This window comes from Arthrobacter sp. TE26545 (assembly GCF_056279005.1).
In genome coordinates, this window is the sequence record NZ_JBWBQM010000001.1 from 284,816 (window position 1) to 310,562 (window position 25,747).

Annotated in this window: 24 protein-coding genes and 1 pseudogene; 4 read left to right on the forward strand and 21 right to left on the reverse strand. The window is 64.5% G+C overall.

The genetic code is table 11. From position 1 onward, the window contains the following. Positions 1–7: 7 nt before the first annotated feature. The 3 genes from ACZ9CK_RS01230 to ACZ9CK_RS01240 form a co-directional block, all read right to left on the reverse strand. Positions 8–1,375: a hypothetical protein gene (locus tag ACZ9CK_RS01230; protein ID WP_476049002.1), complete on the reverse strand. Its 1,368-nt coding sequence runs from the start codon at positions 1,373–1,375 to the stop codon at positions 8–10. Positions 1,376–1,840: 465 nt separating this feature from the next. After that, a complete protein-coding gene (locus ACZ9CK_RS01235; protein WP_476049004.1) occupies positions 1,841–2,677 on the reverse strand; it encodes an AfsA-related hotdog domain-containing protein in 837 nt (278 codons plus the stop codon). A gap of 39 nt (positions 2,678–2,716) precedes the next feature. Beyond that, a complete protein-coding gene (locus tag ACZ9CK_RS01240) occupies positions 2,717–3,310 on the reverse strand; it encodes a TetR/AcrR family transcriptional regulator (RefSeq protein ID WP_476049005.1) in 594 nt (197 codons plus the stop codon). Between the two features lie 70 nt (positions 3,311–3,380). Here ACZ9CK_RS01240 and ACZ9CK_RS01245 point away from each other — a divergent pair, with 70 nt between their 5' ends. Both ACZ9CK_RS01245 and ACZ9CK_RS01250 read left to right on the forward strand, forming a co-directional pair. Further along, complete coding sequence (locus tag ACZ9CK_RS01245) at positions 3,381–4,403, forward strand: saccharopine dehydrogenase NADP-binding domain-containing protein (protein WP_476049006.1); 1,023 nt, start codon at positions 3,381–3,383, stop codon at positions 4,401–4,403. A gap of 80 nt (positions 4,404–4,483) precedes the next feature. Next, positions 4,484–4,936: an SgcJ/EcaC family oxidoreductase gene (locus tag ACZ9CK_RS01250; protein WP_476049007.1), complete on the forward strand. Its 453-nt coding sequence runs from the start codon at positions 4,484–4,486 to the stop codon at positions 4,934–4,936. Positions 4,937–5,033: 97 nt separating this feature from the next. Here ACZ9CK_RS01250 and ACZ9CK_RS01255 read toward each other — a convergent pair whose 3' ends face one another. From ACZ9CK_RS01255 to eat, 9 genes are all read right to left on the reverse strand, one after another. Next, on the reverse strand, positions 5,034–5,540 hold the full coding sequence (locus ACZ9CK_RS01255; RefSeq protein ID WP_476049008.1) for a MarR family winged helix-turn-helix transcriptional regulator: 507 nt from the start codon (positions 5,538–5,540) through the stop codon (positions 5,034–5,036). Between the two features lie 6 nt (positions 5,541–5,546). Continuing rightward, positions 5,547–7,280 (reverse strand): AMP-binding protein, encoded by a 1,734-nt coding sequence (locus ACZ9CK_RS01260; RefSeq protein ID WP_476049009.1) that lies wholly within the window; start codon positions 7,278–7,280, stop codon positions 5,547–5,549. A 76-nt stretch (positions 7,281–7,356) separates the two neighbouring features. Continuing rightward, a complete protein-coding gene (locus tag ACZ9CK_RS01265; protein WP_476049010.1) occupies positions 7,357–8,397 on the reverse strand; it encodes a glycosyltransferase in 1,041 nt (346 codons plus the stop codon). A gap of 11 nt (positions 8,398–8,408) precedes the next feature. Then, entirely contained in the window at positions 8,409–10,577 is a 2,169-nt protein-coding gene (locus tag ACZ9CK_RS01270; protein ID WP_426301966.1) for an amylo-alpha-1,6-glucosidase, read from the reverse strand. Positions 10,578–10,748: 171 nt separating this feature from the next. Next, positions 10,749–11,531 carry a 3-oxoacyl-ACP reductase gene (locus ACZ9CK_RS01275; RefSeq protein WP_426301967.1) on the reverse strand — a complete coding sequence of 261 codons (783 nt, stop codon included), beginning with the start codon at positions 11,529–11,531 and terminating at the stop codon, positions 10,749–10,751. Between the two features lie 54 nt (positions 11,532–11,585). Beyond that, entirely contained in the window at positions 11,586–12,956 is a 1,371-nt protein-coding gene (locus ACZ9CK_RS01280; protein ID WP_426301968.1) for an aldehyde dehydrogenase family protein, read from the reverse strand. Then, positions 12,953–13,723, reverse strand: coding sequence for a gamma-glutamyl-gamma-aminobutyrate hydrolase family protein (locus ACZ9CK_RS01285; protein ID WP_476049011.1), 771 nt, complete (start codon positions 13,721–13,723; stop codon positions 12,953–12,955). The genes ACZ9CK_RS01280 and ACZ9CK_RS01285 overlap by 4 nt, the downstream gene beginning before the upstream one ends. Continuing rightward, positions 13,704–15,074: a glutamine synthetase family protein gene (locus ACZ9CK_RS01290; protein ID WP_476049012.1), complete on the reverse strand. Its 1,371-nt coding sequence runs from the start codon at positions 15,072–15,074 to the stop codon at positions 13,704–13,706. Before ACZ9CK_RS01290 ends, ACZ9CK_RS01285 begins: the two co-directional genes overlap by 20 nt. A gap of 46 nt (positions 15,075–15,120) precedes the next feature. Continuing rightward, complete coding sequence (gene eat, locus ACZ9CK_RS01295; RefSeq protein WP_476049013.1) at positions 15,121–16,551, reverse strand: ethanolamine permease; 1,431 nt, start codon at positions 16,549–16,551, stop codon at positions 15,121–15,123. 303 nt (positions 16,552–16,854) lie between these two features. Between eat and ACZ9CK_RS01300 the strand changes: the two genes are divergently transcribed. Beyond that, a complete protein-coding gene (locus ACZ9CK_RS01300) occupies positions 16,855–17,526 on the forward strand; it encodes a FadR/GntR family transcriptional regulator (protein WP_476049014.1) in 672 nt (223 codons plus the stop codon). Positions 17,527–17,539: 13 nt separating this feature from the next. Here ACZ9CK_RS01300 and nadE read toward each other — a convergent pair. Together nadE and ACZ9CK_RS01310 are read right to left on the reverse strand one after the other, a co-directional pair. Continuing rightward, positions 17,540–18,362, reverse strand: a pseudogene (gene nadE / locus ACZ9CK_RS01305) (ammonia-dependent NAD(+) synthetase). Positions 18,363–18,445: 83 nt separating this feature from the next. Then, positions 18,446–19,264, reverse strand: a complete 819-nt coding sequence (locus ACZ9CK_RS01310; protein WP_476049015.1) for a CPBP family intramembrane glutamic endopeptidase — start codon at positions 19,262–19,264, stop codon at positions 18,446–18,448. A gap of 85 nt (positions 19,265–19,349) precedes the next feature. Here ACZ9CK_RS01310 and pyrE point away from each other — a divergent pair, with 85 nt between their 5' ends. Then, the gene (gene pyrE, locus ACZ9CK_RS01315; protein WP_426301975.1) at positions 19,350–19,922 is read left to right on the forward strand and encodes an orotate phosphoribosyltransferase; all 573 of its coding nucleotides are present in this window, start codon (positions 19,350–19,352) and stop codon (positions 19,920–19,922) included. Positions 19,923–20,159: 237 nt separating this feature from the next. Here pyrE and ACZ9CK_RS01320 read toward each other — a convergent pair whose 3' ends face one another. The 7 genes from ACZ9CK_RS01320 to ACZ9CK_RS01350 form a co-directional block, all read right to left on the reverse strand. Further along, on the reverse strand, positions 20,160–20,363 hold the full coding sequence (locus tag ACZ9CK_RS01320) for a hypothetical protein (RefSeq protein ID WP_426301976.1): 204 nt from the start codon (positions 20,361–20,363) through the stop codon (positions 20,160–20,162). A gap of 5 nt (positions 20,364–20,368) precedes the next feature. Beyond that, positions 20,369–20,584 (reverse strand): hypothetical protein, encoded by a 216-nt coding sequence (locus tag ACZ9CK_RS01325; RefSeq protein ID WP_426301977.1) that lies wholly within the window; start codon positions 20,582–20,584, stop codon positions 20,369–20,371. Positions 20,585–20,788: 204 nt separating this feature from the next. After that, the gene (locus ACZ9CK_RS01330) at positions 20,789–21,484 is read right to left on the reverse strand and encodes a GntR family transcriptional regulator (protein ID WP_426301978.1); all 696 of its coding nucleotides are present in this window, start codon (positions 21,482–21,484) and stop codon (positions 20,789–20,791) included. Between the two features lie 111 nt (positions 21,485–21,595). Then, complete coding sequence (locus tag ACZ9CK_RS01335) at positions 21,596–22,507, reverse strand: amino acid ABC transporter permease (RefSeq protein ID WP_426301979.1); 912 nt, start codon at positions 22,505–22,507, stop codon at positions 21,596–21,598. 46 nt (positions 22,508–22,553) lie between these two features. Beyond that, the gene (locus ACZ9CK_RS01340; RefSeq protein ID WP_476049016.1) at positions 22,554–23,480 is read right to left on the reverse strand and encodes an ABC transporter substrate-binding protein; all 927 of its coding nucleotides are present in this window, start codon (positions 23,478–23,480) and stop codon (positions 22,554–22,556) included. Between the two features lie 243 nt (positions 23,481–23,723). Further along, positions 23,724–24,782 (reverse strand): phosphotransferase, encoded by a 1,059-nt coding sequence (locus ACZ9CK_RS01345; RefSeq protein WP_476049017.1) that lies wholly within the window; start codon positions 24,780–24,782, stop codon positions 23,724–23,726. Positions 24,783–24,937: 155 nt separating this feature from the next. Then, positions 24,938–25,612, reverse strand: a complete 675-nt coding sequence (locus ACZ9CK_RS01350) for a GntR family transcriptional regulator (protein ID WP_426301982.1) — start codon at positions 25,610–25,612, stop codon at positions 24,938–24,940. Between the last annotated feature and the right edge of the window lie 135 nt (positions 25,613–25,747).

Below are 25,747 nucleotides of genomic sequence, written 5' to 3' on the forward strand. Positions count from 1 at the left end.
CGGGGTCCTATTCCGGGTTGACCAGCGCGATGGTGGTTCCGAGGACCAGGGCAGTTTCCGCCGTCGAGGTTCCCGAGAAGGTGCTTGTCGCGGAATCAGCGGTCCATCCGGAGGAGGAACTGCCACCGCCCCCGCTGAAGTCGAACGGTCCGATCCGCACGCCCGAGGAAACCTCCCACTTCTTCGAGAAGGACGTGAAGGCGGAACTGCTGACCTTGATGTTGAACGAGGGCTTGTAGCCGACCACCATGCCCACCTTCTGGACGTTCATGATGCCGTTCGGACCCCACACCGCCTTCTCGCCGCCGCCACCGTACGCCGAGTAGCCGCGGATGAACGGGCCTTCCGAGACGCTCTTGACGAAGGCCCCGTTGTACCAGAGGCCCGCCCCGATCGAGACCGTGTCCCAGGCCTCGAATTTGACCGTCACCTCAAGCGAGTTGTCGGTGGCGAACTCGTCGATCCTCTCCCAGGAGCCGCCGACATTGACGCTCCAGAAGAAGTTGCCGACGGAGGCGCTGCCTTTGGCCCAGGTCTTGCTGTAGTCGTACTGCGCCTGATTGTTGCTGAAGCCGATCTCCCCGCTGCTTCCGCCGGTTCCCGCCTGGACTTTCTGCAGCCACGTGGTTGCGTCCATTCCGATCGAATAGGCCGGCACCGCAGGGAACGTGCTGAGCGAAGGGTCCTGCAGCAGAGTGTAGTAGTCCTTGGTGCCGTAGCGAGCGATCGCGTCATTCAGGCCGGGCGTGGTGGTTTCGGACAGCAGTTGGTTCAGGACGCGCTGCTTGGCCTGGACTGTTTTGTCCGCGGCGTCGAGCTGGACCGCCCACGACTTTCCGCTGAAACTGCCCAGCCACTTCAGGAACGGTGGGTCGTTGGTGCCGCCGGTCTCCTGCACGTAGGCCCGGCTCGCCTGGTCATAGGTGATCTTGTAGTCGTTGGTCGCGATGTTCAGCACGTTCCGTGCCTGGCTGATCTTCTGCTCCAGGACGGGATCACTCGTGTCCGCGGCGACGACGTTGAGCACCTGGCCGTAGGCGTCGTTGAACTTCACGCCCGAGGACACGTAAGCCCCGGTTGCGCTGAACTGCGGCGCGGTGGCGCAGAAATCGTACTGCGCGGCGGAGGTGTAGCCGACGTTGGTGATGGGCCAATCCCAGGTCAGGAACGGGTAGTTCAGCTGGAAGGAATCGGGCTTGAGCCCGAGCCCGGCGATCATGGCGCCATAGAGATGGTTCCAGGCCTTGTCGTTTTCCTCGGCGTTTTGGGGTGTCGGGACCGCGTACCGGCGGGTCGTCGCCAGGGGATGGTCGGTGTTGGGGATGTCGAGTGCATCCCATTCCAGGTGGAGGATCGAATCAATTGCATTGCTCATGTCATTTCACTCCTTGACTGGTGCTTCACGTCCGGCCGCCTGCGGTGGCGTGCCGTCCGGATCGCTTTCAAAAGGCTGTGGCGCCGGAAGCGACGTCGGCGCAGCGCAGCATGATTTCCCCCCATCTGGACTTTGGCGGCGGCATTCGCGTTTTTGCGCCACCGCATAGAGGCATGTTTCAGTGAATTACTGCGCAAGGGCTGCACAGTTTGCCGGAAATGTTGTGCAATTCCGGAGGCCGGCCACGAAACGAGTGAGGCCGGAAAATCGAGAGATAGCGGCGCCTTGAGGGCGCAGGTCAACCGGGGGATTTATCCGCTACAGCTTGCCGTGACGACGGGCGTGAAGGCCGGTGGGTTTTTTCGAGGATGCGGATCGACTGACGATTGAATAGCGGATCCCCCATCCTCTAATTGCAGGAAGGTCCTGCCCCCGTTTTAATTACGACTTGCTCCGTAACGGATTCTAGGCGCCCGGAGAGTCCATGGTCAATAGTGGCGGAGCCGGGGTATTTGGCCGCGAGCCGTGGCATAGGCCCGTGGCAAGAGTCCGCCCGAGTTGGGTGATGGAAATGTGCGTTTCATCGGCCGTCGAACGGAAAGCCGAGACCATCACGGGCGCATTGAACTCACCGAAGTTTTCGCAGCTGATGTCCAAATGCGCTGCCTCGAAACCTGTGAGGACGCGGTGTGCATCCAGCATGCTGCGGGCCAGCAGGATGCCGGGCAAATGATCCGAAAAATGGTCGAAGATCAACGGGTCGTCCCAGTCCCACGCCAATCCTGCCTGCAGTTCATCCCCGTGTCGCTGGACGTCCGACAAGCCGGTACGGAACGGCGCCCCCGCGGTCCGGTCCACGGCCGGGGCGTTTCTCCTGATGGCGCGATAGGCGGTGCGTGACAGGCAGCTCAGCCTGCCCCGGCCCTGGCCCAGTGGTACGCCCCCGGCGAGGAAGCATGCTTCCAGCTCGAGTCCGCTGAGCAACTTGTTTCGCTGCTGGGCTGCCAGGGTGCTGACGGCGACGCAGCCAATGAGCGGGCCTCCCTCGTTCGCCGGAACTTCCCGCAGCCACCTGAAACTTAGTTCGTTCATGAGCAGGGCCCAGTCCAGTGGCACTCCACCTTGCAAATGCGCGTAGGCGATCGCAGTCTGGCGCATGAGTTCGACTCCAAAGAGGGTCGGAATCCCGCTGGGATCCTGGGCGGATGCATCCCGGGGGAGTTCGGCGTCGAATTCCCAGTGGTTCCCCTGCAAACTGCGGGGCCGGCCGATCAATACGGCGTCCTCGGACGTCTTATGCACAAGCGTCCGCGCTAACCGGCCATCCATGCAGCATCTCCCCTAAGATGAGCGATAGCCCAGCGCGCTAAGGGCGCTGGCAACTGTATTCGAAACTATCTTTTCGTCCAATGGCAGAAGCCCGGGCAACAGGATACGCATTACAAGCGGGCCGGTGATGAGGTCGCAAATCCATTCAACATCCGTGCATTCCGGGATTTCTCCCCGGGTTTCCGCCCTACGGATGATTGTAGCCACACCAGCCCTCCGTGGGGCGAAAAATTTCTCGAGGAAAGCCCACCTCAATTGATCGTTGTCGTGCAGGGAATTCAGGAATCCCGCGAAACTGGATTTGACCAGCGGATCCTCAAAAAGGGCCACCTGGTCCCGCTGGATTGCTTCAAGGTCTGCGGGCAGGTTCCCGGAATCGAATTCGACGTCCAAATCGACGCTGAAGCGTTCCAGCATCAAGGCAAGCACGAGGTCGGGGATGCCGGCGAAGCGCCGGTAAAAAGCCGGGCGGGTGGTTCCGGCCTTTGCCGTAATGGCTTCGACGGACAGCCCGCCGAACCCTTTGTGGAGAATCAGTTCTTCCGTTGCCTGGATAAGAGCGACATCCAGGCCTGCATTCCGTGGCCGTCCCGCCTTTTGCACCATAATGAAGCACAGTGTAGCCAATGGGGGCGGGGTGGCCGCGCATTACAGCGCGACGCGAGGGCTTACGGGGGTGGGTTCCATTCTGATGGTGTACGGCTGCGGGGCCGTGGGCCTGCGGATTGCCCGGGCAGCAAGAACGGCAGGCCTGGATACGTCCGTGGGCGGACGGGACCCTGCCAAGGTGGCGGCCGCTGCGGCGGCCGTGGGTGTTCCGTGGCGGAGCGCTCCCGTTGACGATCCCGTCCTCCTCGAAGGCCTCCTGCGGGGAGTACGGGTGCTCGTCAACGCCGCAGGTCCGATGGCCAGGACCGCGCCGGCTTTGATGGAGGCGTGCCTCCGCAGCGGCTGCCACTACCTTGACGTGTCCAATGAGCTGGCCGTGTTCCTCGAGGCATGGCCCCGGGACCGGGCCGCCCGTCAGGCGGATGTCGCCGTCGTCCCCGGGGCGGGCTTCGCCACCGCCGTCGTCGAGTCACTCGCGCACCGGGTGCTAGGCAGGATCCCGGATGCTGACAGCGTGACCATCGTGCGGTCCTCGCCCGGCGGCACGCGCAGCGAGGGCGTGCGGCGGACGTCGTCGGCGCTTCTGGCGGCGGGCGGCTGGAGCGTCGATGCGGGGCAATTGATGCGGACTCCGGACAACGTCCTGCCCTTTCGCCTGCCCGAGGGCGCCCGTGCCGCCGTTCCGATCGGCAGCGGTGAGGTCTTCGCAGTGGCCCGGGCGACCGGAGTGCCGAACGTCGCGGCCTACTACACTAGCCGGGCCGCGCCCTGGCTCTCCCGCCTGGCCGTTCCGCTCGCACGGCACTGGGCCCGGGCCGGCTTCCGGCTCCCGTCCCGTGCCCGCAGCACCCCGGCCGGGCCGGACGGATCCCCCAAACCCCTGTCCCGTATCTGGTTGCGTGCAAGCAACAGCCACGGCGCCGTTGCCGACGGGTGGGTGGAGGCGGCCGGGACGGAAACGACGGCGGCGATCGCCGTTGAATCGGCGCTGCGCTTGGAGTCAGGCGCCACGGTGGGGGTCCTGACCTCCGGCGAGCTGCTCGGCCCCGATTTCGCGTTGGGAATTCCGGGACTCCGGCTCGGGGAGTGACAGGGCGCAGACACGTCGTCCTCTTCCCGGGCAAAGGCCCCCAGACGACAATGAAGCAATCAACTGAAAGGGGCACAGGCATGCAAGGACCGAGCCTGGAAGCGGTTCGCAAGCTTTACGCGGCGCTCATCGATGCCTGGAACCACCGCGATGCCAGCGGAATGGCTAAGCAGTTCGCATCCCAGGGAGTGCAGATTGGGTTTGATGGCAGTACCGCAATCGGTCCCGCCGACATCCTTGAGCATCTCGATCCTATTTTCAAAGACCACGTCACAGCCCGGTACGTAACGAAAGTCAAGAGCGTGCGGTCCTTGGGCTCCGACACCGCACTTCTTGTCGCCATCGCCGGGCTGGTGCCCCCGGGTAAGGACGACATCGCACCAGAGCTCAATGCGCATCAAACGATGGTCGCCGCCGTCGAAAACGGAGCCTGGGTAATCGAGCTCTTCCAGAACACGCCTGCTCAGTTCCATGGCAGACCTGACTTGCTGGACGCAATGACCGATGAGCTCCGGGAGCTGCTCCCCAGCTAACTGGCGACATCATGTTCAGGCTCTGGCTGCTTTTCCGGCCACTGAGACGTATGTGCCGCTCGACGCGGATCGAGTTCTCGGTCACAACGGTTTCGCGTCAGTCCTCGAAGTCGCCCGCGGCCTTGCGGAAGCGGCCCAGCACCTGGATCAGCTGCTCCACATCATTGTCCTCAAAGCCCGACTGGGCGAACACCTCCGCGTTGAGGGCCGTCGTCGCGCGCTTCGCCAGGGTGCGGCCCTCCGAGGTGAGCTCGATCAGGGTGGTGCGGCCGTCGGTCGGATGCGGTGAGCGGACCACCAGTCCGGCCTTTTCCAGGCGGTCGACGGCGTTCGTCACCGAGGTGGGATGGACCTGAAGCAGGGCGCTCGCCTTGTTCATGGGCAGCGCGCCGCTACGGGCAAAGCCGAGCAGGGCCAGCAGTTCGTAGCGTGCGAAGGTCAGGCCAAGGGGCTTGAGCACCGCCTCGATCCGGGCCGTGAGGATCTGCTGCGTGCGCATGATCGCGGTGATGGCGGCCATCGGCGCGGCGACCTCACCCCAGCCGTGGCGCTCCCAGTTGCGGCGGGCGTCGGCGATCGGGTCGCGCGGCAGCGGAGTTCCCATGGTGCCTCAGTCCCTTAGGCCCGGGAACTCGGACTCGGAGTACTCGACGCCGAGGCCGGCCGGCAGCGGGCCCGCACCCGGTTTTCCATCCTCGCCGTGCCGTTTCACTTCGCTTTGACGCAGCTCCACCCGGCGGATCTTGCCGGAAATCGTCTTGGGCAGCTCGGCGAATTCGAGGCGGCGGATCCGCTTGAACGGTGCCAGGTGTTCGCGGCAGTAGCGCAGGATGTCCTCGGCAACCCGCGGTCCCGGCGTGTAGCCCGGGGCCAGGACCACGAAGGCCTTCGGCACCGCGAGCTTCACCGGATCCGGGGACGGAACGACGGCGGCCTCGGCCACGGCGGGGTGCTCGATCAGCACGCTCTCAAGTTCGAAGGGGGAGAGCCGGTAATCGGAGGACTTGAAGACGTCGTCGCCCCGGCCCACGTAGGTGATGACACCGTTTTCGTCCCGGCTGGCCATGTCGCCCGTGTGGTAGTAGCCGTCGCGGAACGCCTCGGCTGTCTTCTCCGGGTCGCCGTAGTAGGCAGTCATGAGGCCCACGGGCCGGGGGTCCAGGCGCAGGCAGAGTTCGCCGTCGTCGGATTCCTCGCCGGTGGCGGGATCCACCAGCACCACGTCGTATCCCGGCAGCGGCCGCCCCATCGAGCCGGTCTTGACCGGCTGGCCCGGGGTGTTGGCCACCTGCACCGTGGACTCGGTCTGGCCGAAGCCGTCCCGGATGGTCTGGCCCCAGGCGCGTTCCACCTGCCCGATCACCTCGGCGTTGAGCGGCTCGCCGGCGGACACCACCTTGCTGGGCGGGTTCTTCAGCAGGGTGAGGTCCGCCTGGATGAGCATGCGCCACACCGTAGGCGGGGCACAGAAACTGGTGACGCCTTCGCGGTCCATCTGTTCCATGAGGGCCTTGGCGTCGAAGCGTTCGTAGTTGTAGACGAACACGCAGGCTTCGGCGATCCACGGCGTGAACACATTGGACCAGGCGTGCTTGGCCCAGCCGGGGGAGGCTACGTTGAGGTGCACGTCCCCGGGCTCGACGCCGATCCAGTACATCGTGGACAGGTGGCCCACCGGGTAGGAGCTGTGGCTGTGCTCCACGAGCTTGGCGCGTGAGGTGGTGCCGGAGGTGAAATACAGCAGCATCGTCTCGTCCGCACGGGTGGGGCCGTCCGGCACGAACTCCGCCGCTTCGGACGCATGATCGGCGTATCGCAGCGCCCCGTTTGTGAGGCCAAGGCCCACTTCGATGAGCGTGTAGTCGCCAGGCACCTCAGCGAACTTGGCGATGTTCGCGCTCCCGACGGCGGCCCAGCGGGCACCGCCGCGTTCCACCCGGTCCGCGATGTCCCGCGGACCCATCAGCGTGGTGGTGGGAATCATCACCAGGCCCAGCTTGATGCCGGCCAGCATCAGCTCCCAGAGTTCCACTTGGTTGCCGAGCATGACGATCATCCGGTCCCCGCGCTGCACGCCTTGGCCGCGCAGCCAGTTGGCCAGGCGGGCGGAGGCCTCCGAAAGTTCCGCAAAGCTGCGGCGCGTGGCGCTGCCGTCCTGCTCGACGATCACCAATGCGGGATTGCCGCCCTTGAGTGGGTCCGCGGCGATGGCGTCGAACCAGTCGAGCGCGAAGTTGAAGTGCTCGAAGCGCGGCCACTGGAATTCACGGTGGGCAAGGGCATAGTCCGTGCGCAGCTCCAGGAGCCGGTCGCGGGCCGCACGGAAGTCTTCGGTGACAGTCATGGCGTGCCTTTCGCTTCACGGGCCGTCCGCAGCCGGGGCCCGCATCACTTGCAAAATATACTAGGACATCCAAGCGTTAGGAAGGCCGGCCGGGCCGCCGCTCCCCGGCGAGCAACTCCGCGTACAGGGAGGCATGGCGCCGTGCCATCAGTTCCGCGCTGAAGTGGCGTTCGACGGCGGCCCGGCAGTCCCGCCGGTCCAGCACGGCCGCCGCGCGCAAAGCCAGGCCCAGCTCCTCGGTGCCGTTCCTGAGGAAGCCTGTGACGCCGTCGTCGACGATCTCCGGAGCTGCGCCCCGCGGCGCCGCCACCACGGGCGTCCCGGCGGCGAGCGATTCGATCATCACCATCCCGAAAGGTTCGTCCCATTGCAGGGGATTGATCAGCGCAAGCGCCTCGCCCAGCAGTTCCAGCTTGCCCCCGGCATCCGGTTCGCCCAGGAATTCCTCGTTGCCGCCGAGCAAAGGCTCCACCGCATCCCGGAAGTAGTCGATTTCCTCCCGGGCGCTCATCTTGGCCGCGATCCGCAGCGGCATCCCTGCCGAGCGTGCCGCCATGACCGCCTCCACGACACCCTTCGACGGGTCCATGCGGCCCAGGAACAGGGCGTAGCCGCCGCGGCCGTCGCCGAACGGGATGGTGGCGGGATCCACACCGTGGTGGATGACCCTGGCGATGGGCACATCCCGGGCGGCTGCGGCCTGGTTGCGGGAAATCGCCACCAGCGCGGTATCGCGGGCCATCATTCGGTAGACGCTGCGCAGCTCCGGGGTCATGCCCGTGTGCATCGTGCAGACCACCGGAATGTCCTGCGGGCGGTGCCGGTACAAGGGACCTATGAGGGTGTGGTCGTGGATGAGGTCGACGCCGGCCAGGGCGTCGTACGCCCGGATCACGTGGGGCAGTTCGGACATGCTCTGTCCCATTCCGGAACGCGCCGCCGGGGCGAAGCCGCCGGGCCGTTCCACCGGGGAACTGCTGTCCGAGGACGCGGCGAGCACCACGCTGTGCCCTGCGGCCGCGAGGCCCGTGGCTAAGGCGTGGATCACGGCCTCGGTTCCGCCGTAGGCGGTCGGCGGGACCGGGACCCAGGGCGGTGCGATCAGGCCTATCCGCATGGGGGCTCTCCTCAGGTGGTGGGGCTTAGCTTTTCCGCAAGTTCCACCAGTTCCGCCAGCACCGGCCTGGCTCCTTGATGCAGGGTAATGCCCGGTGGGAGACCTTCCACCGTTGCCACATTGTCTTTCACCGTAATCGTCATCCGGGCATCGCCGATGGGGCAGTTGCTGATCCGGACATCGCCGAGTTCCGGGGGCAGGACCGGGTCCAGCCACAGTCCCTTCAGCGCCACGTGCGGATCGTGGCGCAGCAGCACGCGCAGCAGCTGCACCGGAGCGGCGGCGGCCCAGGCTTGCGGCGAGCATGACGTCGGGTAGGGCACCGGCTCGGGGTACTCAGAGCGATCGAAACCGCAGAACAGCTCCGGCAGCCGGTGGCCGGTGTACTCCGCGGCCTCGAACAGGGCCATCGCCACCCGCTGCGCCTCGGCCACGAAGCCGTAGCGCATCAGGCCCGTGGCAATCAGGGCATTGTCATGCGGCCACACCGAACCGTTGTGGTAGCTGGCTGGGTTGTAGGCGCCCATGTCCGAGGCGAGGGTGCGGATGCCCCAGCCGCTGAACATTTCCGGAGACATCAGCTTCTCCACCATCAGCGGCGCCTTGTCCACGTCGACAATGCTGCTGATCAGGCACTGCCCCATGTTCGAGGCGCAGGCATCCACGGGCCGCTTGTCGCGGTCGAGGGCGATCGCGTAATAGCCGCGGTCCGGCATCCAGAACGCCTCGTTGAACTTCCGTTTCAGTTCCGCCCCGCGTTCGCGGTACTCTCGCGCCAAGGCGAAGTCGCCGGCGTCATAGGCGAGCCAGGCCCGGGCTGTGTAGGCGCTGTAAACATAGCTCTGGACTTCGCACAGCGCGATGGGCGGCTCGGCCAGCCGCCCGTCGGCGAAGTTGATGCCGTCCCAGGAGTCCTTCCAGCCCTGGTTCACCAGTCCTTGGTCGTTGAGCCTCTGGTATTCCACAAAACCGTCGCCGTCCAGGTCGCCGTAGTCCCTGATCCAGTCCAGGGCGCGGTCCGCGTAAGGCAGCAGCGCGGCCAACTGCTCCCGGCCCAGGCCCCAGCGGCTCGCCTCGCCGAGGAGTCCCACGAACAGCGGGGTGGCATCGATGGACCCGTAGTAGGCGGATTTCCCGCCCAGCGCGAGGGTGGTCCCGATGCCCGGGCGCACCTCGTGCAGGATCCGTCCGGGCTGCTCCTCAGTGAGCGGGTCCACCTTGGTGCCCTGCCGTTCGGCGAGATTCCACATGGTGTCCAGGACCAGGCTGGGATCCAAGGTGAGGGCCATATAGGAGGAGAGCAGGGCGTCCCGGCCGAAGAGGGCCATGAACCACGGCGCACCGGCCGCCATCACTGTGCGGTCCGGCCGTTCGGGGTCTTCGATCTGCAGTGCGCCAATGTCCTCCTGGCTGCGCTGCAGCGTTCTGGCGAAAGAGGGATTGCCGATTTCCGGGGCCGGTGTCTTCCGGATCCACTCCTGGCGCCGGAGTCCCGCGGGGGACTCAGCCGACCTCAGGTGGCGGAACGGCAGGTGCTGGAAAGACCCGTCCGGCTTGCCGCCGTCGGACAGCGGGGAAACGGTGACCGTCACGGTCCAGCTGCCATGGGCCGGGACCACCAGCGTGTAGCCCAGGCCTTCGTGACGCACGGAGGCGTCCGGGGCATGGACCGCCACCCCTTTGCGGGCCCCGCGCCACGTGCCTTCGATGAACAGGGAATCACCTTCAACCCGGCGCTTCTGTTCCCAGAAACGGGTGATCCGGGCGTCTTTCACTTCGAAAAGGTCGGCGAAGTCCGCGTCAAGGGTGAGTTCGAGGTTGCACACCGCGGGTTCGCGGGAATGGTTGCGCACCGTGATGCGCTCTTCCATCCCGACGCCGGTCTCCCGCCGGCGTTCGACGATCAGCGGGCTGTCCGCCCGTCCCGCGAGGCGCCCCGGGCGGCCGATGAACACGCCGCGGTACGGCTCAAGGCTGCGGGCGGCCAGGGGCTCCAGGGTGACGTCGTTGACCGTCAGGCGCCAGCGGGAAATGATCCGGGTGTCGGCGTGGAAGACGCCGTGCGGGCGGTCCGAATACATGTCCCCGGCCAGGCCGGAGATGCAGAAGTTCGCGCCGTCGACGAGCGTCACGGAGGCGCCCAAAGGACCGGCAGCGGTATCGGCGTTCCATCCGGCCATGGCGGCTCCTTGACGGCGGGTCCACCGGCTACTTCGCCGGCGGTTACGGTTTGTCAGCCAAGCACGACCCTACGCCTGCCTCAGGGGCGGCGCCAGAAGGCGGCCGGCCGCTGTTTCCATGGCGGCGGAAACAGCGGCCGGTTGCGGAAGCAGCCTAGCCGGGGCGGCAATCTAGGACAGCGGTGTCACATAGGCCCCGGAAATCCCGCCGTCCACAAGGAAGGTCGATGCCGTGATGAAGGAAGCGTCGTCGCTGGCGAGGAACGCGACGGCGGCGGCCAGTTCCTCGGGTTCGGCGAACCGGCCCAGCGGGACATGGACCAAGCGGCGCGCGGCCTTCTCCGGGTCCTTGGCGAAGAGTTCCTTGAGCAGCGGGGTGTTCACCGGTCCGGGGCAGAGGGCGTTGATACGGATGCCCTGGCGTGCGAACTCGACGCCGAGCTCCCGGCTCATGGACAGCACTCCGCCCTTGGACGCGCTGTAGGAGATCTGCGAGGTGGCGGCACCCATGACGGCAACGAAGGAGGCCGTGTTGATGATGGAACCCTTGCCCTGCTCCTGCATGTACGGGATGGCGTACTTGCAGCAGTAGTACACGGAGGTCAGGTTGACTTCCTGGACACGGCGCCAGGCGTCGATTCCGGTGTCCAGGATCGAAGCATCGTCCGCGGGGGAGATGCCGGCGTTGTTGAAGGCGATGTCCACGCTGCCATACGTTTCCTTGACCTGGGCGAAGAGGTTCCGTACCTCTTCTTCGCTCGTGACATCGACCTTGACGAACAGGCCGCCGACCTCGGCAGCCGCTGCTTCGCCGGTGGTGGGATCGATGTCTGCGATGACGACGTGCGCGCCCTCCGCGGCCATGCGGCGCGCGGTGGCCAGGCCGATGCCGCTCGCGCCGCCGGTGATGACTGCGCTGCGGCCTTCGAGGCGGTTGGAAACTACTGCGTTCATTCTTGGCTCCTTGTACTTGCCTGCAGGATGGTTGGTTGTTGGAAAGGAAACGGCTCAGGCGGGGTTGGTGGAGATGAAGACGTTCTTCGTCTCGGTAAAGGCCGCCAAGGCGTCCGGACCGAGTTCGCGGCCCAGGCCGGACTGCTTGAAGCCGCCGAAAGGGGTGGAGTACCGCACCGAGGAGTGCGAGTTCACGGACAGGTTCCCGGATTCCACGCCGCGCGCAACCCGCAGGGCCCTGTCCACCTTGGAAGTCCAGATCGACCCGGAAAGCCCGTACTCGGTGTTGTTGGCGATCTTGATTGCCTCGGCCTCATCCTCGAAGGGGACCACCGAAAGGACCGGTCCGAAGATCTCCTCGGTGAAGGCGGGGTCATCGGCCTGCGGTGTCAGTACCGTTGGAGGGAACCAGAACCCCGCGCCCTCAGGAGCCTTGCCCTGGAAGGCGACCGGTGCGCCGTCGGGCACGAACGAGGACACGACCGCACGTTGCTGGGCCGAAATAAGCGGCCCCATGTCCGTGGATTCCTTGGAGGGGTCCCCCACGGCGAGGCCGAGCACCGCGGGTTCGAGCAGTTCCAGGAAGCGCTCGTATACCGTGCGCTGCACGAGGACCCGGGAACGCGAGCAACAATCCTGCCCGGCGTTGTCGAATGCGCCGCCGGGCGCGGCAGCGGCAGCCAGTTCCAGATCGGCGTCTGCGAAAATGATGTTCGAACTTTTGCCGCCCAGTTCCAGGGTCACCCGTTTCACCTGATCGGCGCAGCCGGCCATGATCCGCTTGCCCACTGCGGTGGAACCGGTGAAGACGACTTTCCGGACTGCCGGGTGCGTGACAAAGCGCTGGCCCACCACCGATCCCTTGCCGGGGACCACTTGGAACACGCCCTCGGGGATGCCGGCTTCCAACGCCAGTTCAGCCAGGCGGATGGCCGTCAGGGGAGTCGCTTCGGCGGGCTTGAGAACCACGGTATTGCCGGCAGCGAGCGCGGGGGCAAAGCCCCAGCCGGCGATCGGCATGGGGAAGTTCCACGGCACGATCACGCCCACTACGCCAAGGGGCTCCTGGAACGTGATGTCCACGCCCCCTGCCACCGGGATCTGCTTGCCGAAGTTCCGTTCCGGAGCCGCCGAGTAGTACTGCAGCACGTCCCGGACGTTGCCGGCCTCCCAGCGGGCATTTCCGATGGTGTGGCCGGCGTTCCGGACTTCCAACTGGGCCAGGTTTTCCAGATCGGCGTCGACGGCGGCGGCGAAGCGGCGCAGCAGCAGGGCCCGGTCAGCAGGAGCAACTGCCCGCCAGCTTTCGTATGCGGCCGCGGCACGGGCGATCGCTGCATCGACGTCGCTTGTGCCGGCCAGCTGTACCGATTCAATGACTTCTTCGGTGGCCGGGTTGATGACGTCAAAAACAGTGGCGGTCATGGTGTGGACATCGCTTTCGTGGTTTCGGTGATTTGCAGCGGGCGCCCGGCGCGGTAGGCGGCGGCCGCCGCTACGAAGCCGTGGAAGAGCCGGAGGTCTGCCGGATTCTGTTCCGGATGGAACTGCACCCCCAGGACCCAGCTGTCATCCTCGCTTTCCAGTGCTTGGATGGTGCCGTCAACCGAACGCGCGGTGACACGTAGCCCTGCGGGTACAGCGTCGACGGCCTGGTGGTGGTAACAGGGAGCCGTGCCGGACGTGCCCAGCAGTCCTGCGATGCGACTCCCCGCTTCGGTGCTGAAGGCGGCCTCGCCGAACACGCCGGGAGCCGGCTGGTAGTTGGCTTCCGGGTTGATGTCCGGAATGTGCTGCACCAGCGAGCCGCCCAGGGCGACGCTTAGGAGCTGGGCTCCGCGGCAGATTGAGAACAGCGGCAGTTCCCGTGCCAGGGCCGCCCGGGTCAGGGCGGTGTCATGGACATCGCGCAACGGCTGCGGTGCTGTCAGCGGGTGCGGTGCCGCCCCGTAAAGGGACGGATCGACGTCGGGACCGCCCACCACAATCAGCCCGTCCACGAGGTCCAGTACCGATTCGTCGGTGCCGATCGGCGGCAGAAGGATGGGCGTGCCGCCCGCGGCGGCCACCGCCTCGACGTAGGTGCCGGGCAGGATGGCGGCCGTGCCTTTCCAGACTCCCCAGGATGCCTCCTGGTAGTAACTGGTCAGGGCAATCTTGGGGCGGTAGCGTTCAGAGCCGTTCGAAGCCACGGACACGCTCCCAATCTGTGATGGCGCTTTCAAAGGCGGTGAGTTCGACGCCGGCGGCGTGGACGTAGTGGTCCACCACCTCGTCGCCAAAGGCTTTGCGGGCGATGCTGCTTTCGGCGAGCAGGGCCCGGGCGTCGCGGAGGGTGGTGGGCAGCCGCTCGGCGTCGGAGTCGTAGGCGTTGCCCTTGGTGATCGCCGGCAGCGGGAGGTCGTTTTCCAGGCCGTGGATGATTGCGGCGACCAGGGCCGCTGCCGCCAGGTAGGGGTTCACGTCGCCGCCGCCCACCCGGTTTTCGGTGCGCAGCCCGGGTCCGTGTCCCACGACGCGCAGCGCACAGCTGCGGTTGTCCATTCCCCAGGCGATGGCCGTGGGGGCGAAGCTGCCCTCGACGTACCTCTTGTAGGAGTTGATGTTGGGGGCCAGGAAGTAAGCCAGCTCGCGCAGCGCCGCGAGCTGGCCGGCGATGAACCGCTCCATGACGGGGCTGAAGCCGTGTTCGCCGTCGCCCGGCAGGACCGCGTTGCCGTCAAGGTCCGTGAGGCTGATGTGGATGTGGCAGGAGTTGCCTTCGCGTTCGTTGAACTTGGACATGAAGGTGATGCTCTTGCCCTGCTGGTCTGCGATCTCCTTGGCACCGTTCTTGTAGAAGCTGTGCTTGTCGCAGGCGGCAAGTGCCTCGTCGTAGCGGAAGGTGATTTCCTGCTGGCCCAGGTTGCATTCCCCTTTGGAGGACTCCACGATCAGGCCGGCGGCTTCCATGTTGTTCCTGATGGAGCGGATCACCGGTTCGAGGCGGGATGTGGCCAGCAGGGAGTAGTCAACGTTGTACTGCGTGGCGGGGGTGAGCCCGTTGTAGTTCTTTTGCCAGGCTTGCGCGTAGGAGTCGTCGAACAGGATGAACTCAAGCTCCGTGCCGATGTGGGCTCGGTAGCCGAGTTTCTCTAGCCGTTCGAGCTGTGCCTTCAGGATCTGCCGTGGGGATGCCGTAACAGGGGTTCCGTCGGTCCACAGGACATCGCACTGCACCATCGCGGTGCCCTCCAGCCAAGGGACGCGGCGGAGCGTGGACATGTCCGGCTTCATCACCATGTCCCCGTAGCCGGTCTCCCAGGAGGACATGGCGTAGCCGTCAACGGTTTTCATCTCGACGTCCACTGCGAGCAGGTAGTTGCAGCCTTCCGCACCGTGGTCCAGGACGTCTTCGAGGAAGGAACGGGCGCCGCAACGCTTCCCCTGCACGCGGCCCAGGGCATCGGTGATGGCGACGACGACGGTGTCGATTTCGCCAGTGTCGACGAGTTCCCTGAGCGTTTCCAGCGTCAGTTGCCGGCTCTTACTTTGAGCATTCATGATGCCTCCGCGATGTGATTTCGAATAGTTGTGAATCTGGGTGCCATCAGGCCTGGAGTTCGGCTTCCGCCCGGGCCAGCTGGGCAAACTCTTCCTCCGGGGCGCCCGCGACGATCCGGTGCCGGCTGTAGAACCAGTAGTAGAGCAGTGCCGCGGCGAAGATTGCCGCGGTGATGGAGGCAGCAAAGACGTCGACGACGAATGTCGCCACGACTGCCACGGCGGACAGGACCAAGGCCACCGAGGTGGTGACGATGCCGCCCGGGGTGCGGTAGCCACGCTCGAGCAGGGGTTCCTTCCGGCGCAGGACGATGTGGGAGAGGTTGAGCAGGACGTAGGAAACGGTGGCTCCGAAGACCGCGATGTTTATCAGGAGCGCTCCGTCCTGCGTCACTGCGGCGAGCAGGAATCCAATGGTTCCCGGCACGATCAGCGCCCAGTACGGCGTCCGGCGCTTGCCGGTGAGGGACAGCCAGCGCGGAAGGTATCCGGCCCGGGAGAGCGCGAACAGTTGCCGCGAGTAGGCGTAGATGATGGAGAAAAAGCTGGCGACCAGCCCGGCGAGCCCGGCGTAGTTGATGAAATCAGCCAGCAGGCTGTTGCCGCCGTAGGCGATGCGCAGGGCCTCCGGCAGCGGGTTGTCCGATGTGCTCATGGCCTGCGCGCCGGCCGCGCCGGGAACCAGGACCAGCATGAGGGCCCCGAATACCACCAGTACCAGCACGGACACGATGATGCCCCGCGGCATGTCCTTCTTGGGGTTGGCTGTCTCCTCGGCGGCCAGCGGCACGCCTTCCACCGCCAGGAAGAACCAGATGCCGTAGACCAAAGCGGCAAGGACGCCGCTGATGCCCATGGGAAGGAAAGCGCTCGATCCGGCCGAGCCGTCAGGGACGATGTCGAAGAGGCGGGCGGGGTCGAACTTCGGGGCCAGCCCGACGGCGGCGGCCAGTAGGGCGACCGTTGCAACTGCCGTGATGGCAAACATGAGTTTCAGGGCTTCGCCCACGCCACGGATGTGGATGCCGATGAAAATGAGGTACGTGACGAGATAGACGGGCCAGGAGTTGGTGAGCCCGAACAGTCCAAGTGCTTCGATGTAGCCGCCAATAAAAGTGGCGATCGCGGCCGGAGCGACGGCGTACTCGATCAGCACGGCAACACCGGTGGCGAAGCCGCCCAACGGGCCGAGCGCCCGGCGGGCGAAAGCGTAGCCGGCGCCGGCGGTTGGGAGTGTGGATGAGAGCTCAGCGAGGCCGAAGACCATGCAGGTGTACATGACACCCATCAGGATGAATGCGATCAGCAGCCCGCCCCAGCCCCCTTGGGCAAGGCCGAGGTTCCAGCCGGCGAAATCGCCGGAAATAACGTAGGCAACGCCCAGTCCGGCAAGGAGCACCCAACCGGCGGCGCCGCGGTTAAGCCTGCGGTGCTGCAAATATGCTTCGTCGCTGCGTGCTGTGTCTGTTGTTTCCATGTGTCTTCCTAAGAGGGGAGGAATGCAGTGGGAAAGTTCAAAGTGCAGGTTCTAAAGGACTGTTTTTAGTCCAAGGGCTGCATCACAGTCTGGGGGTGATCTGCGCCACGGTCAAGCATTTCCGTGAAAAAGGCGCCGGATATGGAAGATTGGCGCCCGGTAATGGTTTTTCTGGTGACCATTGAGGCGGGCGTGGGTAGTATGGGTCCAACATCAGCAGGTCCTGGTTCCCGCCCCGAGTGAAGAGGAGTCTCCGAGATGCAGGATTCTCCGTTCGGCCCTTCCTACCCTGTGCTTCGGCCGGTGCGTGGCGGCAACGCCTTTGAAGAGACCATTGAGCACATACTGCAGACCATCAAGCTGGGGATATTTGCTCCGTCAGAGAAGCTTCCACCTGAACGGGAACTGGCGGAAAAGCTCGGGGTTTCGCGCGCGACCCTGCGGGACGCCCTGGGCGAACTGCAACACGCCGGCTACCTGGAAGTCCAGCGAGGGCGCTACGGCGGCACCTACGTTTCGAGTGCGGCCGTTCACCGTCCCACGGAGAACCGCCCGCTGGAAGCCGCAGAGGTCGAGGATGTGCTGTTGTTCCGCGGCATCATCGAGCCGGCAGCCGCGGTGTTGTCCGCAAAAGCCGCGCTGACGGCCGCCGCGCGGCAACACCTGCAGCAGTGCCTTGCGGATTTGATGAGTGCGACGCCGGAAACCTACCGCCCGAGGGACGCACGGTTCCACATCGCCATCGCCGAATTGTCCGGCTCAGCCAGTCTGGTGGGCGCCGTGGCGGAGACACGTGCGCGGCTCAATGATCTGCTGGACCGTATCCCGCGACTGGGCACAAATCTTGAACACGCCAATGAGCAGCACGCGGATATCGCGGAGGCCATTCTCCGGGGTGATGCGGTAACTGCGGAGCGCGTCACCGTGGAACATCTGGAAGGTACCGCGTCCCTGTTGCGCGGCTTCCTGGCCTGAGGCCAGAAGGCGGCTACTTCCACCAGCTGTCGAAAATGGTGACCGGAACGGTCCGCTTGTGGCGCGTGCGCATGAACTTGTCCTCGATGACCTTGGCGACACCTTCGGGAACTTCGCGGCCCTCCAGGTAGTCGTCGATCTGGTCGTACCTCAGGCCGAGTTCGTCCTCGTCGGTGCGGCCGGGCTGGCCGTCCAGCAGGTCCGCCGTCGGGACCTTCTCCCAGATGCGTGCCGGGGCGCCCAGCTCGGCGAGCAGGGCACGGTTCTGGCGCTTGTTGAGGCCGAACAGCGGCAGGATGTCCGCGCCGCCGTCGCCGAACTTGGTGAAGAAGCCGGTGACGGACTCGGCGCCGTGGTCCGTGCCGATCACCAGGTAGTTGTGTTCGCCGGCCAGGGCGTACTGGGCCACCATGCGGATGCGGGCCTTGGTGTTGCCTTTGTGGAAGTCCGAAATGGCCGCGCCGGCGGTCTTCTCGAATTCGTCCTCGATCCCGTCAACGCCGGCCGAAATGTTGAAGGTCCACTCGGTCTTGGCCTGGATGAAGTCCAGGGCGGCTTGAGCGTCTTCTTCGTCGTGCTGGGTGCCGTACGGCAGCCGGACGGCCACGAAGTTGGCCTCCACGCCTTCGCTTTCCAGTTCCTCCACCGCCAGCTGCGCAATGCGTCGCGGCCAGCGAGGAGTCCAGGCCGCCGGAGATGCCCAGCACGAAGCCCTTGGTATGGGTGGCCTTGAGGTATTCCTTCAGGAAGGTGACGCGCCTGCGCACCTCCTCGGCAGGATCGATCCGGGGCTGGACGCCCATTTCCTCGATGATCTTCGCCTGGAGTTTGCGCATGCCACCAAGACTAGCCAGCCGCGTCCGCCGGGCTCAACTGTGGCGCGCGCTGTCACGAACCAAGACGAAGGAGGAACGCCGGGCTAGTACAGGAACACCGGCAGCCACTCGCGGTCGTGGGCGTGCACCAGGGCCAGGAACAGCACCAAATCGAAGAGCAGGTGCACGGACACCACATAGGTCAATGACTTGGTGAGCTTGAAGGTGTAACCCTGAAGGATCGCGAACGGGAAGGTCAGGAGGGGTCCCCACGCCTGGTAGCCGATCTCCCAAAGGAACGACGAGAAGATCACGGCCTGCAGGAGGTTGGCCAGCCAGTCCGGAAAGTGCCGCCGCAGCAGGGTGAGGGCCGTGCAGATGAAGAACAGCTCATCCCAGATGCCGACGCCGTTGACGCCGAGGAAGAGCCTCCAAAAGATGGCCGGGTCCGAGGCATCCGGCCAGTTCCTGTAGACGCCCGTGCCGATCAGGTAGGCGGGCAGGATGAAGTACCCCAGCGCCACCACGCCGATCAGGTAGAGCCTCGCCGCCAAAGGCCAGGGGCGCCCGGTGTTCACGGGGAACCTAATAACCTTCTCGCGGTACGCGAAGCGCGAAACCAGCCAGGGAACCAGCACGGCCAGCGCCAGGGCGCCGCCCATCAGGGCCATGTGGCGCAGGCTGAGATCGGCGTTCAGGGGCACCAGGCTGATGATGACCATGCCGGCCGCCACCAGCCCCAAATCCCGCAGCAGCTCCCGGTCGACTAATGCTGCCGTCGCCAGGCCCAGGGCCAGCAAGACGTATCCGGGGACGTCTTGTTGGAGCGCGAACAACGGCACCGCGGACGCGGACAGGAGGGTCGCCGGCAGTAGTTTCCAGCTAAGCGCGGTCCGGGGTGTTCCCGTCGGGATGGATGGCACCTTTCCAGCATGTCAGGGTCGCGGGGTGTGCGGCCTGAAATGTTGGACACGCCAGTCTAAACCGCGCCAGTCTAAACTAGGAGCCATGACTCCCGTTGCTGACGCCTCCGCTGCCCGTGCCCGCCTGCTTGAACTCATCAAGGAACTGGCGGTGGTCCGCGGCAAGGTGATCCTGTCCAGCGGCAAGGAAGCGGACTACTACATCGACCTGCGCCGCATCACCTTGCACCACGAGGCCTCCAAGCTGGTGGGCCAGGTCATGTTGGACATGATCGACGACGCCGGCATTCAGCTTGAGTGCGCCGGGGGCCTCACCATGGGAGCCGACCCCGTCGGTACCGCCGTGATGCACGCCGCTGCCGACGCCGGCCGTGCCGTGGACGCCTTCGTCGTCCGCAAGGCGCAGAAGTCCTACGGCATGGGCCGCCAGGTGGAAGGCCCCTCCGTGGAAGGCCGCAACGTGGTGGTCTTGGAAGACACTTCCACTACCGGCGGCTCGGCGCTGACCGCCGTCGAGGGTGTCCGCAACGCAGGCGGCAACGTCGTGGCAGTGGCTGTGATCGTGGACCGCAACACCGGTGCCAAGGAAAAGATCGAAGCCGAAACCGGCGTTCCCTACCTGTACGCCTTCAGCAAGGACGAGCTCGGCCTGAACTAGAGGCGGGGCAGGCTGTCAATTCCCCTGGTTCGCGTCAGGAGCTTCAATTCACGTACCACGCCTTCGATTTCAGCTGACCGTGAACCCGGCATGGGCTTGGCGGTTTGCTTCCCGTCATGCCCCGTGTCGCGGGGGAGTGCACCGTACGGGCGGCTGCACGCGCCCGTCGCCAATTTGAGGGGCTGCAGCGGAATTCGGAGAACGGGTCGTGGAAGATCAGCTCCGCACGGTCCGCCGTCAAAATGCCGCTCCGAGCTGGATGTGGATGGCCAGTGTGACTGCTGCCAAGGCCACGAGTGCGACAAAGGATTCGGCCAGGTATCCGCTGTCGGCCTTCCGCCGGCGGGTGAGTGCGCGCCGACTCCGGGGCCGGCGGGGCCGGCGTGCGTATGCGACCGAGGTGGAACTTGTCAGGATGCCGGCCGCGACAAGAACGATCACGGCGATCATTGCTTCGCTTCGAGGGCAATCATCAGATCGTAGTCGTCCTCGATGTGGAAAAGCCGGCGGTGGCCGATGTCGTCGATCACCCAGATGGTGTGGCCATCTTCAGTCCGGTCATCGATGGAGCCATGGTGGCAAGGAACTCCATCCTGGCTCAGGATGACAAGGTCGCCCCGCTCGAGGGATTTCCAGAGGGATGTGTGACTGCTTTGTCGCACGTTGATCTACCTTTCTGATGCTTTTGACGCGTGGCTTCGCGGGGAGGGGCGAAGCGGCCGCGGCGCCTGCGCGGGCCAGGCCGCGGGAAGACGAGATCGCGGAAAACCAGTCTATCGTCGATTGTTGACAATTTGAAGGGGTTTTGGGCGATTGCCGGCGCCGTGGCGCCTGCTTGTGGACGCCAATCAGCAGGAGAAGGGGTCCTATGCGCCGAGCGCTTTGTCATGCTGCGCGGTCAGGTCCTCGACGGCCTGTCCCAGGTGGCGCTGGATGGCCTTGAGGAGTTCCTTCTTGTTTCCGCTTGCAAGCAGATCAAGGAGGAGTTGGTGCTCTTCGACAAGCGCATCCGGCCTGGGATAGGAAACGGCGAGGTTGAGGATGCACATCCTGGATTCGGCGGCCAGGGTTCTGTAGATCCGTACGAGGCGGGAGTTTCCGGTGCCGGCCACGAAGGCTGTGTGGAATTCCATATCCAGCCGCGCGATCGCCTGCCAGTCCGAAACGGCCACCTGCTTGGCCATCTCGCCAAGAACTTTCTGAAGGACCCCGCACGTTTCGCTGACGCGTTCAGGGGCGGCGGCGAGGAGCTCCTCTGCGGCTGTCGACTCCAGGGCTTCACGGACCGCGTAGACTTCCCGGATGTCCTGGGAAGTCAGCTCCCGGACGAATACGCCGCGGTTGCGCTTGTTGATCAGGATTCCCTCTTGGCTTAGCCGCTGCAGTGCTTCGCGGACGGGACCCCTCGACGTGTTCAACTGCGCGGCCAGGACGGACTCGTTGATTTGCTGGCCCGGGCTGAACACGCCTGCCACGATCTGCTCGCGCAGCTGATCAGCAATCAGCTGCGCAGTGGGTCGTCCTTCCATGACAAAGGCATTTTCGGTTATTGCCTCGGACATCGCCTCAACTCCCTCGCCTGGATCCTGTGTCGGGACGCACGGCAATCGGATAGCCTGCCATCCTGGATGCGTGTTGTAGACAGTTTACAGAAGAGAGAGCCTCGTGTTCGGTCAGGCCGCCGTCGTTTTACGGGCAGCGCCTTCCTGCGCGGTAAGGGCACCCCGCCTGGCCTTGCGGGGAAGCACTGAAGTTGCGCGGGCGTATTTCTGCTCGAGCTTGGACTGCGGGTAGCTCAGCAGCAGGGTCATTACCAGGTACCAGAGGCTGGCGACGATCAGCAGCGGGATGGTTTCGTAGGTGCGGGCGTAGATGAGCTGGGCGCTTTGGAGCAGTTCGGCCACGCCCAAGACGCTGACGAGGGAGGTTTCCTTGAACATGCCGATCACCTGATTGCCGGTGGCCGGGATGATGGAGGGCATCGCCTGCGGGATGATCACCTTGCGCATTTTGGTGGCAGTACTCATACCAAGCGAGTCAGCGGCTTCGATCTGGCCCTTGCCGACGGCGGCGAAACCGCCGCGGATGATCTCGGCCATATAGGCGGCCTCATTGAGGCTTAGCCCGATCAGGGCTGCAGTGATAGGGCCCATTAGCGCGTTGGTGTCGACGGCCGCGCTGATGTTGGTGAAGGGGATGCCGATGGTCAGGTCGGGATAGAGAGCGGCGATGTTGAACCAGAAGATGAGTTGCACCAGGACCGGAGTTCCACGAAACAAGGTGATGTAGACGGCTGCGGTGGCGGCAATCGGTTTGATGCCTGAGGATCGCATGATGGCAAGCCCCAGCCCCAGGGCCGTTCCCAAGGCCATGCTGGCGATCGTGAGGAAGATCGTGAGCATGAGTCCGCGGAGGACCGTTTCATGGGTGAAGTATCTGGCGACTACGTGCCACTTGAAGTTCGGATTGGTGGAGACGGAATACAGGATGCCGACCGCCAGGAGGGAGCAGGCGGCCCATGCCACGTATTCAAAGAGGCTTCGGCGCTTCAGCCTTGGCTTGAGCGCAGGGTCCGTTCTACTCATTCTGGTGTCACATCCTTGATGGAACTTTGCAGCCTGGACGTATCTGCTAATTGAGTTTGGCCTCGGTGATGGCGCCTGACTCCAGGCCCCAGGTGTCCAGGGACTTCTTGTATTCCGGGCTCTCGAGGACCGACTGGATGGCCTTCTGCAGGGCCGAGGTTAGCGGCGAGCCCTTCTTCAGGCCGATTGCCGTCACATCGCTGGAGCCGACGTTCACGCGGCCGAGGAGGTCGAAGGATTCCGGTTGCTGCTTGGCAGCCCATCCCAGGGCGGTGGTGTCGTAGAGGATCCCGTCAATCCGCTTGGAGTGCAGCTGGGTCAGGGCTTCCTGGACGTTGGGCAGGGTTACGGCGTGGATCTCGGGCTGGCCCTTGGACGTGCAGGTCTGCTCGGACAGGGCCGGGAGGCGCTTGAGCTGGCCGGTTGAGCCGGCGGTGACGGCGATGTTCTTGCCGCACAGGGTCTCCATGGTCAGTTTCAGCGGGTTGCCCGCGGCCACGGCCACCGAGCTGCCGGCCTTGAAGTAATCGATCATGTCCAGCACCGCGAGCCGTTCTTCGGTCTTGGACATCGTGGTGGCCGTGAAGTCATACCGGCCGCCGTCGATGCCGGGAATGATGGTGTCGAACGCCGTGTTCTCGAACTTCAGCTTCAGGCCGAGCTTCTTGGCGACGAGCCGGGCGATGTCCGGGTTCAGGCCGATCGGGGTGGTGTTGTCTTCGGCCAGGAACGTCGTGGGTGGATAGTGGAGGTCCATGGCCACCGTCAATTCGCCCTTGTCCTTGTAGGACTGCGGCAGCAACGCCACCGCGGCGGGGTCAGGCTGGATGCCCTCCGAGATATCCGCCGTGTTCTGCGTCTTGGGGATTTCGGTGGCCGAGTCTTGAGGGCCGGCAGCCAAACCGCCGCAGGCGGTGAGAGCGAGCAGGATGGCAAGCCCCGCACCCCTTTGGATCTTGCGCATGGTTTTCATGGTGCGTCCCTTCGGGTGGTTGAACGCTCGCCCAGCTGTCTGTGATCTACGTCTCAATCTACTAAGGTAAGGGAACTTCCGCGCTGTTCGATTGACAACAATTGAGCATAAAAAATCGAAAGGCACTTTCCCCGTACGGAAGCCGGGTGCGCCCGTCATTGTTGTCAATGCCATCTGGAGGTGACAAGTTTCCGGCGTCCTGCATGGAAAACCGGCAGCGGCGGGCGGTCGGGGCAGTTGGGGTTATGGTGTGAAGCGCGCTTCCGGAGCGGGAACCGAAGCTATGGAGGCAAGTCGGTCCCAGTCCTGCTTTGAGTGGGAGAAAAGGTAGTCCCGGGCCTCGGGGTACTGGATTGCTCGCCATTCCGTGATTAGGGCTCGCAGGAGGAGCCGCGCGGGGGCGGCGGCTGACAAGGCTTCCAACTCATGCGCAGGAAGCGGGCGGACGCTTCGGTACCCGTCCATGAGGTGGAGTGCGTCGTCCCAGGGCTTTTCCGGCTCGACTCCAAGGTGATTGGCCATGGCGACGCTTATGTCGAAAATGACCGGTGTCCGCACCACATCCCCGAAATCGATGATTCCAGTCACATACCGTGGGTCCTCCGGGTCGACCAGAACGTTGAAGGGACTGAAGTCGCCGTGGACCACCTGGGTGGTGAGGGTGTCCAGAAGTGGAACCACCTTTTCGTCGAACTGGTCGAAAATCGGTTCGGCAAGCGAACGCTTTGCTCCCTCTTCGACGTATCCGAGCAGGGGCCGCATGCGGTGGAAATGCTTGAGGTCCCACATGAGGATGCGGCTGGCCCGTGGATGTTCGAAGTCACTCAAAGCGATGGACAACCGCGCCAGCGTGGCCCCGCACACCTGGAGCTGATCGGCTGTGGGGGCTTGGTCGGCCAGAAGGCGGCCGGGCACAAAGCGCATCACGCGAAGTACGCGGTTGTGCAGGCCCTCATCTTCCGGTATTTGGATTTCAGGTTTTCCGCCCAGGGTTCTGACGAGACGCTGTACCGGTAGATCAGGGGCGGCGTGTTCCAGGTACGCCATGCACGTCGTCTGCAGGTTGACGATATGTGGATCTTCCTGAGGTGAGGAGAGTTTGACCAGGTAAGTCTCCTTGCCGTCCTCGAGGCGGAACGTCTCGTCCTTCTCCGTCGGGATATGGACAAGGGTTCCGCTGAGGCCGTAGAGCAGCTCAAGAAGCTGCAACACAGTGGCTTCGCCGAGCGGGGCCTGCCGCACCAGGAGTCCGCTCTCCGCCGCGGCGGCCTTAATGAATTCCGAGTTGGTTCTGACATCCATGTCGGGGCTCCTGCCGATGCTGGAGGCTACTGAGGCGGGGGCCTCGGAAGGTAGCCAAAATCTTCACTGCTCAACTGTTCAACAGTATGACAGGAGGTGCGCTGCAGGGCAAAGGCTGTTTGCTGCCGTTGAAGTGTATGCGAGTGGACGCGGCGTTAGTCGGCCGTGTGCCTCGCGGAAATGATGTGCCGAATGGCCTCGCGATATTCGATGATGGTATCTCTTACGACGTTTTCCGCCAGGACGGGATCGTGCGTGTCAAGTGCGGTGATGATTCGCTGATGCTCAGCCTCCAGTGCATCGGGATCATCGTATTCATGTTTTTCCAGGGAAAGGATGAGCATGAAGTACCTGAGTTCCGTGACTAACTGCCGGTAGAAGGCGGTCAGCTTCCTGCTTCCCAGGAGATTGACTACAGCCGTATGGATCGCAAGGTCCTTTTCCACGATCTTGAAGGGATCGCCGGTTTTGAGGACTGCGCGGAACTCTTCCATCGCGGCGTGGACTTCGGCTAGCGAAGTGTCCTCGGAAAGGCTTCGAGCGGCCGTGGCCTCCAAGTGGAGGCGTGCGTTATAGACGTCCATGATTTCGGCGTCTGTCGGATCCCAGACCACCGCCCCGTGATTCGCGCGGTGCCGCACGAGTCCGCCTGCTTGAACGATCCGGACGGCCTCGCGGATCGTGTTCCGGGACAGTTTCAAGTTTTCGGCCAGCACGCTCTCCCGCAACCGTTCACCGGGCTTCAGCCTGCCGTCCAGGATCATGGCCGTCAGGCCATCAGCGACCTGTTGCACCGTCGAAGAATGGGCAATTTCGATCTGCTGAACCATCCCTACATCGTACTCCGTTGAACTGTAGGGCAGTTGAGCATTCCTGTCGGACAGACCGAGGTGTCCCTTCGGATTTGGGCCCGTGAGGGGCTGAAGACTGCATCCAGCCAGGCCTGGGGAGGAGCCCCGTACAGC